This window comes from Vibrio sp. SS-MA-C1-2, from assembly GCF_021513135.1.
In the GTDB taxonomy this organism is placed as follows: Bacteria; Pseudomonadota; Gammaproteobacteria; order Enterobacterales; family Vibrionaceae.
Genome location: NZ_CP090981.1, coordinates 1941813 through 1953949 on the forward strand (window position 1 = coordinate 1941813; position 12137 = coordinate 1953949).

The window sequence follows — 12137 nt, forward strand, 5'->3', positions numbered from 1 at the left end:
GTTTATGCTTGGCTAGCCCATTAAATGGAACTAGCCGAGTAAGATATCATTAAGCTTTACCGGTCGATTGTGCCAAGTAATTACCTTTAAGTAGGCGTTCAATCACTAGCATTAAAATGACATTTGGAATAACTAAAATTAATGAAACAACAGCCGCATTTGGTCGAATAAACGAATAACCAAGATACGAATATAAAATAGTTGGTACGGTGACAATATCAGGTGAACCTAGTACAAATGAAATATTAAACTCTTCAATACTCACAACCAGACAGAAGATTAACGATGCCATTAAACCGGGTTTTAACATTGGCAAATAAGCATGTTTAAAGGTTGTCCAGTTGTTACCACCTAAATCTCGGCTAGCTTCAATCAGATCCTGTGGGACACTTTTAAAGCTTGCTGACAAAATACGGATAGCATATGGCAGAGCAAGAACCGTGTGACCAATGATAATGCCAATATAAGCATTAGAAAAGTTTAGGTTGATTAACATGGCACTGAAAAATACGCCAATAATCATTCCAGGCATTACAAGTGGAAGTAAGATACTCGCTTCTGCAATTTTTTTACCTGGAAACTCAGTTCTCCCTAATGCATAAGCAGTAGGTAGAGCAAGCAATACGGTTAAGATTGCTACCGCGGGAGCTATCGTGTAGCTGTTCTGCAGAGCTTCAACTAAGCCTGAGTTCTGCCACATGTCAGCCCAACGCCCAAAAGAGAGGACTGAAGGGAACTTATCCGGGTAACTCCAAGGATGCTCTGGATCCACCAATGACCAAACTAATGCCATCAGCATAGGAAGAACAATCCAGAAGAAGTTCACAACTAAGAAGAAGATAATCGCAATTTTATTGATCAATTTACCGTTGATTGTTTTAGCACCTGCTGCGCCGTTCTTTTTTGAAAATATACCGATCATGGTTTTAATTTTCCTTTTTTCTGTGCAAATGGCGTGGTGATTAAAGCAATCAATAATGAAGCAACAATAGCAGTGATCATAATAACCACAGCAATTACAGCACCTTTATTCCATTCAAAAAATTCAGTCGAAGTAATATGCATTAACATCGCTAAAGAGTATGTATTTTTTGGGCCGGCTATTGAGTAGAAGGAGTAGTCTCCTAATGCACCGATGAAGATTAAAATTAGCGATACTTGAAGTGCAGGAATCGATAATGGAAACACAATACTTTTAAATCGACGCCATGCGTTTGCCCCTAAATCGCTCGCAGCATCAAGAACATCATTACGAATAGAGTTAACCGCACCCGATAATAGGATCATCGCAAAGGGTAACTGTTTCCATATTTGTAAGAAGATAACACCAAAACCAAAGTCATCATTTTGCATGCGAATGGGTTTGCTAGTTATTCCTAATCCCATCAACAACTGATTAATAATTCCGTGATAAGAAATGACATTCACTAATAGAAATGCAGCAACCAAACCAGGAATGAACATTGGCGCACGAAGTATTGCTGTGATTGCCGTTGAACCTGTAAAAGGTTTTCTTAACCAAAGTACAAGGGGGTAGGCGATAAGTGTTGCACCTATTGCCCCTAAAACTGACACTTTGATTGAGTAAAATAGCGATTTATGGAGTTTTGCATCAACAAATGCTTCTTTCCAATAATCTAATGTAAAGCCACTTTCACCCATCATGTTGTGATAGCCAAAACTTTGTGAGACAACCATATAAAAAGTTGAACCCATTAGCATCAGAATCATACCAATGCCGGGAATGAGTAATAAATAACTCTTCCAGTGTTTAAGCAAGGTTTTCATTATTTCACCGCCTCTAAGAAACGGATGCTAGTTTTTGGTAGTGATAAAGTTAATAGATCGCCATTGAGTGCAGGTTTCTTTGGTAATTGAATGCGCATTTCAAGGTCATTGGTATTACCGCCTTCAACAATTAGGTCAGTAACATGTCCCATAAATGCCATGTTTTTAACGTTCACTGAAAAACTATTTTCTTGACCGACTACTGCTGTTTCTACATCTTCTGGACGCCAGCTAATAAAAATCTCATCTGCTTGAGGCGTTTCTTCAGAGTAAACCGTAAAGCTACCCAATTCTGTTTCAACAGTATAAATATTTTCAGCATCTGTTTTGGCAACAAAAGCCTTTAATATGTTTGCAGAACCAATAAAGTCAGCAACAAAACGGTTTTTAGGTTGATAATAAATCTCATCCGGTGTGCCGATTTGCTCAATTGAACCTTTATTTAAAACCACAATTTTATCGGACATTGCTAATGCTTCTGCCTGATCATGGGTTACATAAATAGCGGTTAAGTTATATTTTTTCTGAAGCGCACGAATTTCGAAACGAACCGATTCACGCAGTTTCGCATCAAGGTTTGATAGTGGTTCATCAAATAAAATAACGCCAGGTCTTGTTACCATTGCTCGAGCAAGTGCGACACGTTGTTGCTGTCCACCAGATAGTTCACTTGGCATCTTGTGAGAATGTTCACCAAGATCAACTTGTTTAACCACTTCAGTTACACGTTCATATTGCTCATTGGTTGGCACTTTTTTCTGCTTTAAACCGAATGCAATGTTATGTTCAACACTTAAATGTGGAAATAGGGCATAAGACTGGAAGCACATTGAAGTATTACGTTTTTCAGGTGGCATGGTGTTGACGCACTCATTACCGATAATTATTTCACCTGAATCTGGTGTATGGAAGCCACCGATCATCTTTAATAGTGTGGTTTTGCCGCAGCCAGAAGGTCCTAGTAGGGTAACCATCTCACCTTCTTCTGCCACAAAGCTAATATCTTTTGAAGCAACAAAATCGCCAAAGTTTTTACATATATTTTTTATTTCTAATCGCGACATTACTTCTGGTTCCTCATTAATAAAATGGTATGTATGATTATTTCTTAACCATATAATAGTAAGTAAGGAGGCATTTTGCTACTCGATTACTCAAATTGATTTCTCTTCCTTAACTTAACTTGGTTAATTTAACATGGGTGGGATTAAGGTCTACAATTACAGTTGAATAGTGTTGCATAGCTCACAAAATCTATTTATTTTTCATTTTTGTCATGTTTTTGTCATTTATTAAGTTAACTAAGTGAACTTATTTGGCTATCCTAGGTACAGAACCTTTACTGAGAATATAGAACCATGACTATCAATTATGCCCCAGCTGTTGACTTTAAATTTCACAAAGATGGAACGGTAAGAACGTTTAAAGGTAATACTTTTCTTTGCCACCTTGATCAAACAACAGAAACATATAAGACCGTTGTTTGGGCTCAAGAGCAGCTTAAAGCAATGAAATGTGCAGATAACTATGCTTTTTTACCGACATCTAGCTTTCATATGACGGTATTTGAAGGCCTATGTGATCAAGTCCGTGACGAAGCTGATTTATGGTCATCAAAATTAACTAATACGTTATCGATTGAAGAAACTACAGAGATCTTTAAAGAGTGGATCAGTGACATAAAGACGCCTCGTCACTTTGAATTAGTGTTTGATGCCGTGGTCAATACTGCAAATGGGGGGACTTTATTACGTATTAAACCCGCTAATAATGAAACGACTCAGGCAATTACTGCATGCAGAGAGAAAATAAGTGAAGCAACAGGAATCCGTCATGCTGTTCATGATGAGTATTTTTTCCATGTAACACTAAGTTACAAGATTGTTCATCTTGATGATGTTGAACAACAAGAGTTAGCCGATACTTGTCAGCGTATTACAGAACGATTGCAACAAGAGTTTGGTACAGTTCGTCATAATGAAGTTGAATACTGCTACTTTGACAATATGTTTAAGTTTGATATTGTGAAAAAGTTAGCGTTTAACTAATTATAATTATTTAGCCTTTATCTTATTATAATAAAAAAAGAGATAAAGGCTTTTTATTAACCATATTTGATTGAATTTACTCTAATTCGCCAAACTCGGCTAAATTAATAAAACTGCGAATATAATCAACCTCATTATCACTCTTTCTTATCCCGATAAATATCTGCTTATCAATCCCTTTTTTTCCTAAAGAAACCGACGTTATATTTAATTTCTGCTGATAATCTCGCGCCAACCAAGCTGGAAGTGCGGTAACTCCGCGATGACTTGCGACCATTTGTAACATGATATCGGTTGTTTCAATATGCTTATGGATATTTGGCCGACAGTTTGCAGGAATTAAAAAATGTTTAAAGATATCTAACCGTTCAATCTCGACAGGATAAGTAATTAATGTCTCGTTTCGTAGATGGTGGGGTTCAATAGACTTTAGAGAAGCCAAAGGGTGATCGTTTGCCATAACCAAGACTAACTCATAATTAAAAACAGGAGTAAATACAAAGCGATTATTTTTGTTAATACCAACATCTTCGGGATCTGGCGTCACAAGCGCATCAATATCATGGTTTTCTAATGCTTCCATTCCACTAAATTGAAATTGTTGTTTTACATCTAAATCGACATCTCGCCAATGTTGCAGGTAAGGCTCAACAATCCCTAGAAACCATTGATAACAAGGGTGACATTCCATCCCGATTCGTAAATTTCCGCGTTGACCACTTGCTATCTGCTTAATTTGATATTCCGCATGCTCTATTTGTGGCAAAACACGGTTAGCTAAGTCCAATAGTATTAAACCTGAAGAGGTAAAGTGGAGTGCTCGACCTTCTTTAACCCACACTTTTACAGCTAATTGATTTTCCAACTTTTTTATCGCATGACTTAAGGCAGATTGTGTGGTGTACATTTGGTTCGCCGCTTCTGTCAGCGTTTTGTATTGATCGACCATTTTTATGATTGTGAGATGATATTTATCAACCATGCTGTGCACTCCTTATTACAATTAATCATGAGCAGTTTTCATCTTATCATGTATTTTTATCATTATTATTCATGAGTTGTTTATTGTAACTTAAATGTATAACAAATGTATCTAAATAAAGTGAACCATTCTGGTGACGTTGCAAGGAGAAATAAAATGGACAATATCGTAATTTTAGATGGTGGCATGGGTCGTGAATTGAAACGTATCGGCGCGCCTTTCCAACAACCAGAATGGTCGGCATTGGCATTAATGGAAGATGACCAATATGTCACAGATGCGCATAATAATTTTTTAAATGCTGGAGCGTCGGTGATTACTGTTAATACGTATGCTTTAGTCCCTTTTCATATCGGTGACGCCTGTTTTGAACAACAAGGGGAAGTGTTAATTCAACAAGCGACTCGATTAGCGAAACAAGCTGCCAGACCTTTTTCTGCCACTGTTGCTGGCTGTATCCCTCCTGTATTAGGCTCTTATCGTACAGACTTTTTTGAAGGAGAAAAAGCCACGCCGATTATTAATAAATTGATTGAGAATCAACAGCAAGATGTCGATCTTTGGTTACTTGAAACGATATCAAGTTTAGATGAGGCGAAATTAATCGTTGAGTTGATTGAACAAAATACCGCAGAAAGCAATAATAAAGTGAAACCGATTTGGCTCTCTTTATCGGTCAAAGATCAGGTGTCGGATAATCCAGAATTACGTTCAGGTGAGAAAGTTAGGGATATCATTGAAGATATTATTTCTCTACCGATTGCAGGTATCCTATTTAATTGCAGCTGTGTCGATGTGATTGAAGGGGCGTTAAAAGAGGCTAAAAAAGGGTTAGATCTTGCGATTAATAATAACAATAAAGAGAAACACTCGATCGTATTAGGCGCTTATGCCAATGGCTTTGCCCCGTTATCCGAAAATCATCTCGCGAACTCCGGTTGTGCTGCTATGCGAGATAACTTACTACCCGAGGTTTATGCCGATTATGCACAAACTTGGATTGATGCTGGCGCGACGTTGATTGGTGGTTGTTGTGGAATTCATCCAGAACATATTGCAGAGTTAGTCAATAGATTTACACCTCACACTCAATCGGCATTAAATATTAATAATCAAGAAAAATCGGAGGCGGTATGTCTCTAGATTTATCACAACAACTTGAACGTAATCTCATTGAGAAAGATCATCAAGTTGCTCAAAATCAACCGCGGTATAACTACTTGACTATTGGTTTAACGCTGGTGGTGGTGAGCTTAATTTCACTTTATGTGAGTTACTTTCCTGAACAAGGAATTGCGATTGCAGAAGCGATTTTTAACTTTGTCTCGGTTAAATTTGCAACCCCGATTTTATGGTGGGCGATAGGGTTGGTGGTGATTGCTGGATACTTTATTTTCAGTAAATACGGCCATATTCGAATGGGCAATGAGAAGCCTGAGTACTCAACTCTCTCTTATATCTCTATTATGGCGTTTGCTGGTTTTGGTTCTGGCAGTGTTTATTGGGCATTTTTAGAGTGGGGGTACTATATTTCAACACCACCTTTTAATGTTGAACCGCATTCTCAACAAGCTTATGAATGGGCAGTGACTTATACCTTGCACCATTGGGGAGTGATTGGTTGGGCAATTTATGCGGTTACCGCGATTCCAGTGATGTATTTTTTCTATGTTAAAGGCGTCCGATCATTGAAATTGGCTGATATCGTTGAAGCCATTTCACCTAATCCAAAAGTGGGTAGAACCCTTGCTAAATTGACTCAATTCCTTTATCCCATCATGTTAACTCTGGTGTTGATTACCGTGTTGGCATTAGGTGTTCCTGTTTTGTCCGGTGCTATTTCGGTGATGTTTAACTTAACGGATGGCATAGGTTTACAATTACAAATTATTGCTGCGGTAGTGATGTTACTCATTTTAAGTACGATTCTGGGATTAAAAAATGGGATGAGTCGGCTAAGTGATTTAGGAACCTATTCATTAGCAGCACTGCTTATTTATATTTTGCTGTTTGGTCCAACCCAATTTATTTTAGATAATACCAGTTCGAGTATTGGTTTATGGCTGCAAAATGCGATATCAATGAGTACATTTACTGATAGCATTGGTAGCAATGGATTTCCGCAAAATTGGACGGTTTATTTCTGGGCCTATTGGGGTGTGTATATTCCATTAATGTGCATTTTTATCACCAAAGTGTCTAAAGGGAGAACGCTGCGCAATATGTTGATCTGTACCTTAGGGGGCGGAACAGCGGGCGTAGTAGGATTATTCTCTGTGACAGGGTCACTAATGATGAACGCGGAGCGAGAGCAGTTAGTCAATGTTATTGAGATGCTAAACAGTGGGCAAGGGGCTTTAGCGATTACTCAAGTCATTCAACAACTGCCACTTTCTAGTCTAGCCTTAACACTGTTTGCGATTGCGACTTTTTTATTGTTAATTACGACGCTAGATGGAAGTGCATTTACTTTAGCTTGCAGTAGCCAAAATCAATTAGATCAAGATGGTAACCCTAACGTGTGGCTTAAAGTATTTTGGTGTGTGGTCATTGTCTTAGTGCCAGTCTCTTTTATGGTTGCTGGTGCTTCCGTTAAAGCGATTCAAAGTGCGGTGTTATTATTTATTTTACCGATTGTTGCGTTAACCTCCTATATGCTTTACTACACCATCAAACAGATCAAAGCCGACTTTGGTGATTATTCAGAACAAGAGATTATCTCATTAGGAATTAAAAAATAATGCTTTTCTGTTGATAATTAATGAAGCTTTTATTCATTTTTTGAGTCGAGGCTTCTCTATTTCTCGCATTAAACACATTGCTTTATTTGATGTTAATTATTACTATCTACTTAATTAATAATGGATATTTAAACTTCGTCGAGTTTATTAAGTAATAATTATATGGATATAATATAAATGAAAAACTTACCATGGAATGCATGGCTTCTTGCTTCAGTCCAACCATTTGTCTTATGTGTGGGCTCTCTCAATGTCTTCCTTGGTGGGATCATTGGTGCTCAACTTCATGATTCTCCTGAATTAGCGACACTCCCTGTAACGACACTGATTATTGGTGTCTTTGTAAATATTTTTCCTGCAGCAAAAATTCAACACCTAATTGGTCGTAAATATGCCTTTATTATTGCGGCGGTTATTAGTAGTTTTGCTGCATTTTTAGCGGGTTGGATGGTTGAACAGCAATCATTTTGGGGCTTTGCTTTTAGTACATTCTTATTAGGTACTCAGCTTGCTTATGTTGGTCAATATCGTTTTGCTGCGATTGAGAGTTGTAAAAATGCAGCACAACATCCAACGGTAGTAAGTTTAGTTTTGGTTGGAGGAATCGCTGCTGCTTGGGTTGGCCCTGAATTACTCAATTTGGGCCAGATATTACCCATTTTTGATTCTGAATACGCTAAAGCTTATGGTTTTCTGGGAGTGCTGGAATTGATCGGGGCTTTAGTTCTATTTATCGCAATGAAGCCAATAAATATTGCTGAAATCGATAAAAAAGCAGGTGAAGTTCGTCAATTAAGTACGATTTTTAAACAACCGATGCTTTGGTTAGCCATTGGCTCTGGCTTAACCGCTTACGGGGTAATGGCTTTTTTGATGACGGCAACCCCATTGGCAATGTCAGGAGATGGCCACGGCATCCACGATGCTAAGTGGGTAATTCAAAGTCATGTGATGGCAATGTATCTCCCTTCATTGATCACCCCACTGATTATTAAACGAATTGGTATTTATAAGTTAATTACTGTTGGTTGCGTGGTGATGTTGAGTTGTATTGCGATTGCACTTTCTGGCCACTCTGTTCATCATTTTTGGTGGGCTTTGGTATTATTAGGCGTAGGTTGGAACTTCCTCTATATTAGTGGCACCACATTATTACCAAGAACGTATCGAGCGAGTGAGCGCTTTAAAATTCAAGCAATTAATGATTTCTTTATTACTGCTTTTCAAGCAGCAGGGTCTTTAGGGGCCGGGGTGATTTTATTTACTCAGGGCTGGTCATGGATGTTACTGGTCTCCTTGTTACCAATAGGTGTTCTTTTTATATTGAATATGGTCGTGAAGAAAGAAAATTAAAATATCATGACTACGTTGTCGATAACGCTTAGTTTGCAATTATAAGAATGTTACTTTTATTGTTGTCTATTTTTAACCTCTTTCATTACATTTATAATCCTCGCTCATAACAAGATTGAGGTGAATGTAATGAAAATTGATGCGGTATTAATTTCTAAGTGGATAATTAGAACTGTTATTTCATTGATTGTTTTAACAGGAATTATTATTGTACTTTCTAATATCTATGCCCCTTTTACTACCCAGTCTCAAGTACAAATGCCTACAATTAACATTCATCCGGAAGTCTCTGGTAATGTAACGGCTGTTTATGTTGAAAATGGACAATCTATTCAACAAGGTGACGCGATTTATTCCATCGATAACAAAGAGTATTTGATTAATGTTCGCGATGCAAAAGCAAAATTAATCGCCGCGCAAACTAATCTTGAATCAATGAAAGCGCAACTTAATATTGATAAGTCGGCACTCGCTCAACAGAAAGCAATTTATCGTCAAGCCTTAAAGCACTTTCATCGATACAATGACTTATTTGCAACCAAGCAGATAAGTGAAGAAGAATTCGATCAAGCACAAAGTGATAAAGAGAGTAATTATTTCCTTGTTAAGCAGAAAGAAGCAGAAATTAGCCAAACAAAAAGCTTAATCGGTCTACCTAACCAAAATCCAGATATTCTACAAGCGAAGTCCACGTTAGCGACAGCTGAATTAAACCTCGAAAGAACCACCGTTTATGCGGGTGGCAGTGGCATTATTTCTAACTTACAGATCGATTTAGGTGATTATGTGAGTGCTTCGACAAATACCATGGTGATTGTTGATGATCAGCAGCAATATTTAGCGGCCAACTTTAATGAAAAAGGCTTAAATACCTTAACTAAGGGAAGTTCTGTTGCTATTATTTTTGACGCATACCCTGGAAAAATTTTTCCTGGCACTGTATTAAGCTCTGATAAAGCGATACAAAGTGGCGTTAGTCAAACCGGTAAGCTTTCGACAATGGACGCGAGTGATCGTTGGATCAGAAAGTCTGAGCAATTCCCGATCCGTATTGAATTACAAAGCCCTCCTAATGCACTAATCGCAGGCTCAAAAGCAACGGTCATGGCTGCTGAAAATACGCATCCATTTTGGCACGCTTTCTCTGGTTTTGTCATGACAACAATGTCGTATTTGCGTTATGTTTATTAAACCTTTTCAATTTGATAATAATGCGGTTATTCGACGTGCATTAATCACGACTTGTGGCTTGTTGTTAGCATGGGGAACCGATATTAGTAGCCCAGTATTTGGTGTGCTCATTGCTTTACCTATTACAGCACTAGATAGATTTTCCTTAAAAGTTTTAGCGAAAAGATATGGGATACAAACCGGTTATATTGTTACGGGTACTCTCATTGCGGAGCTATTTTCTGCTTCCCCATTTATGGTATTTGCTTTGTCGATGTTGTTTCTTGCGACGATTATTTATCGCTTTAAGTATTGGCATCAAACATTAATCCTTCCAACAATGATTTTTTATTATCTATATGCTGTTGTTAATATGAGTTATGATCATACTCTTGAACATAGTGTTTATAGTTTAATTGAGTGTGTTTTAATGCAAGTGCCTATAGCTTGGCTGCTTTTTGCACTATTTCCCAATCATAAAGTAAGGAAAAAAGGAAATGAGGCACAAGCCGTTGAGATACCGATAAAGAATAAACATTTTGCTTTTGTATTAATGGTGGTTGTATTACTTGTTTTTCAAATAGTCAATTTAATAACCTCCATCTTTTGTACCTTAGTCGTAGGCGGCATTGCTTTTTCACGAACCAAAGAAACGCTTATTTCCAATGTTAAAGCGATTATACCTATTCAAGTAGGTGGATGTTTAATTGGTCTTTTTATTAACTATTTACTCGCCATTGATATAGGTAATTTGCTATGGGCAGGGCTCATCTTGTTGCTATTGACTAGCTTTTATACTTATTTTGCTTCTAATCCTCAGTTAAGAGTCTCTATTTGTAGTGATGTTAACTATGAAAATAATATATTAAGAGCGACTCTTGTTCCATTGTCACTTTATACTAAGCCTTATGAGTTAGCGGTTGGTTCTTATTATCATCGTGCTTATGACATGATTATTACAGCGTTGGTGATGTATATCATTTATTGGTTAATGACTAAACTAAAGTGCTTTAAACAAAATAATCTTAAAACAGTATCATCGTTAAATTAACGTTATTATCAAGTTAGAAGGGAATTATTATCATTCAAATTGGAGAAGTATGCGGTTATCGCATCGATAAATAATCGCTGGTGACTAGGTAACTGTTTTCTTGAACGATAAATCATATTAACGGGAAGGTTAGGGATAATCCAATTTGAGAGAACTTCAACAAACTGACCAGATTGTAACTCTTGTTGAACCATACTTTTAGGAACGAAAGTCAATGTATTTTCCATGTTTAAACTGGTTTTAATCATGGAAAATGTTTTTAACATCAATTTTTGCTCATTCGCTCTGTAGTGATACCAATGGCTATCACCTTTTATCTGCATTGGTAGATTAATCGAATCAAAATAATAGATGATATCTTTACTATCTAACCATGTTTTAACCAGTTCAAAGGTATCAAGTTTAAATTTTCGAGTAGGTGGTTGTGTCGATATGAAAATTTGGTCAAGATTAAGTAATGTTTTGGAAATTAAATCTTGTGATGTTGGCTCTCTTACTCTAAATGTAATATCAATATCATCGGCAATGTCTACCTCTCTATCATAAGTCGAAGATAATGTGATTTTTATCTTAGGGTATTCTTTTTGAAATTGCTCAATGACGGTCATTAAATATTGTTCATATAAAAAATTAGGTAAACTAATTCTCAAATGTCCAACAGGACTTGAATTGGCGTAACGCAATAGATCAATTTCTTCACCCAGTTGCTCTAATAACGGAGATAGCTTCTGATAATAATGCTCGCCATCATTGGTCAACGTTAAACTCCGCCTTGTTCTGTTAAAGAGTTTAAGATTCAATTCATCCTCTAACGTGACCAATCTTCGACTTATGGTCGCAATTGATAGGTTTAAATGTTCAGCTGCTGAAGAGATAGACTGTAATTTAGCGACTTGCTGGAACAAGTAAAAATCATCAAAATTGGTTCGTTTCATAAATTTCCTATTGTATTTTGACTCATGACAACCTGAGTATATTTAAATATAGACGAATCTTTTCAATCG

General features: G+C 37.1%; 11 protein-coding genes. 6 read left to right on the forward strand and 5 right to left on the reverse strand.

Annotation, left to right across the window (positions count from 1 at the left end):
• Positions 1-49: 49 nt before the first annotated feature.
• Genes L0B53_RS13225 through L0B53_RS13235 form a run of 3 tightly spaced genes read right to left on the reverse strand, consistent with a single transcriptional unit; the run spans position 50 to position 2852 of the window.
• A complete protein-coding gene (locus L0B53_RS13225) occupies positions 50-922 on the reverse strand; it encodes an ABC transporter permease (protein WP_235060080.1) in 873 nt (290 codons plus the stop codon).
• Complete coding sequence (locus tag L0B53_RS13230; protein ID WP_235060081.1) at positions 919-1788, reverse strand: ABC transporter permease; 870 nt, start codon at positions 1786-1788, stop codon at positions 919-921. Before L0B53_RS13230 ends, L0B53_RS13225 begins: the two co-directional genes overlap by 4 nt.
• A complete protein-coding gene (locus L0B53_RS13235; RefSeq protein ID WP_235060082.1) occupies positions 1788-2852 on the reverse strand; it encodes an ABC transporter ATP-binding protein in 1065 nt (354 codons plus the stop codon). The genes L0B53_RS13230 and L0B53_RS13235 overlap by 1 nt, the downstream gene beginning before the upstream one ends.
• A 294-nt stretch (positions 2853-3146) precedes the next feature.
• On the opposite strand from L0B53_RS13235, the gene L0B53_RS13240 reads away from it, so the two are divergent.
• Entirely contained in the window at positions 3147-3836 is a 690-nt protein-coding gene (locus tag L0B53_RS13240) for a DUF1868 domain-containing protein (RefSeq protein WP_235060083.1), read from the forward strand.
• Between the two features lie 76 nt (positions 3837-3912).
• Here the strand turns inward: L0B53_RS13240 and L0B53_RS13245 are convergent, their stop codons facing one another.
• Entirely contained in the window at positions 3913-4818 is a 906-nt protein-coding gene (locus L0B53_RS13245; protein WP_235060084.1) for a LysR family transcriptional regulator, read from the reverse strand.
• A gap of 156 nt (positions 4819-4974) precedes the next feature.
• Between L0B53_RS13245 and L0B53_RS13250 the strand changes: the two genes are divergently transcribed.
• The 5 genes from L0B53_RS13250 to L0B53_RS13270 all read left to right on the forward strand — a co-directional run bounded on the left by L0B53_RS13250 (position 4975) and on the right by L0B53_RS13270 (position 11133).
• The gene (locus L0B53_RS13250) at positions 4975-5961 is read left to right on the forward strand and encodes a homocysteine S-methyltransferase family protein (RefSeq protein WP_235060085.1); all 987 of its coding nucleotides are present in this window, start codon (positions 4975-4977) and stop codon (positions 5959-5961) included.
• Positions 5952-7559: a BCCT family transporter gene (locus L0B53_RS13255; protein WP_235060086.1), complete on the forward strand. Its 1608-nt coding sequence runs from the start codon at positions 5952-5954 to the stop codon at positions 7557-7559. The genes L0B53_RS13250 and L0B53_RS13255 overlap by 10 nt, the downstream gene beginning before the upstream one ends.
• Positions 7560-7736: 177 nt before the next feature.
• On the forward strand, positions 7737-8912 hold the full coding sequence (locus tag L0B53_RS13260) for an MFS transporter (protein WP_235060087.1): 1176 nt from the start codon (positions 7737-7739) through the stop codon (positions 8910-8912).
• A gap of 129 nt (positions 8913-9041) precedes the next feature.
• A complete protein-coding gene (locus L0B53_RS13265; protein WP_235060088.1) occupies positions 9042-10103 on the forward strand; it encodes an HlyD family secretion protein in 1062 nt (353 codons plus the stop codon).
• Positions 10093-11133 carry a hypothetical protein gene (locus tag L0B53_RS13270; RefSeq protein ID WP_235060089.1) on the forward strand — a complete coding sequence of 347 codons (1041 nt, stop codon included), beginning with the start codon at positions 10093-10095 and terminating at the stop codon, positions 11131-11133. The genes L0B53_RS13265 and L0B53_RS13270 overlap by 11 nt, the downstream gene beginning before the upstream one ends.
• 8 nt (positions 11134-11141) lie before the next feature.
• Here the strand turns inward: L0B53_RS13270 and L0B53_RS13275 are convergent, their stop codons facing one another.
• Positions 11142-12068, reverse strand: coding sequence for a LysR family transcriptional regulator (locus L0B53_RS13275; protein ID WP_235060090.1), 927 nt, complete (start codon positions 12066-12068; stop codon positions 11142-11144).
• Positions 12069-12137: the final 69 nt, after the last annotated feature.

Bases quoted from the DNA above. Each gene is read 5' to 3' on its own strand.
- L0B53_RS13275 (WP_235060090.1), bottom strand. From the start codon at position 12,068: ATGAAACGAACCAATTTTGATGATTTTTACTTGTTCCAGCAAGTCGCT.
- L0B53_RS13225 (WP_235060080.1), bottom strand. From the start codon at position 922: ATGATCGGTATATTTTCAAAAAAGAACGGCGCAGCAGGTGCTAAAACA.
- L0B53_RS13265 (WP_235060088.1), top strand. From the start codon at position 9,042: ATGAAAATTGATGCGGTATTAATTTCTAAGTGGATAATTAGAACTGTT.
- L0B53_RS13245 (WP_235060084.1), bottom strand. From the start codon at position 4,818: ATGGTTGATAAATATCATCTCACAATCATAAAAATGGTCGATCAATAC.
- L0B53_RS13230 (WP_235060081.1), bottom strand. From the start codon at position 1,788: ATGAAAACCTTGCTTAAACACTGGAAGAGTTATTTATTACTCATTCCC.
- L0B53_RS13270 (WP_235060089.1), top strand. From the start codon at position 10,093: ATGTTTATTAAACCTTTTCAATTTGATAATAATGCGGTTATTCGACGT.
- L0B53_RS13260 (WP_235060087.1), top strand. From the start codon at position 7,737: ATGAAAAACTTACCATGGAATGCATGGCTTCTTGCTTCAGTCCAACCA.
- L0B53_RS13255 (WP_235060086.1), top strand. From the start codon at position 5,952: ATGTCTCTAGATTTATCACAACAACTTGAACGTAATCTCATTGAGAAA.
- L0B53_RS13250 (WP_235060085.1), top strand. From the start codon at position 4,975: ATGGACAATATCGTAATTTTAGATGGTGGCATGGGTCGTGAATTGAAA.
- L0B53_RS13240 (WP_235060083.1), top strand. From the start codon at position 3,147: ATGACTATCAATTATGCCCCAGCTGTTGACTTTAAATTTCACAAAGAT.
- L0B53_RS13235 (WP_235060082.1), bottom strand. From the start codon at position 2,852: ATGTCGCGATTAGAAATAAAAAATATATGTAAAAACTTTGGCGATTTT.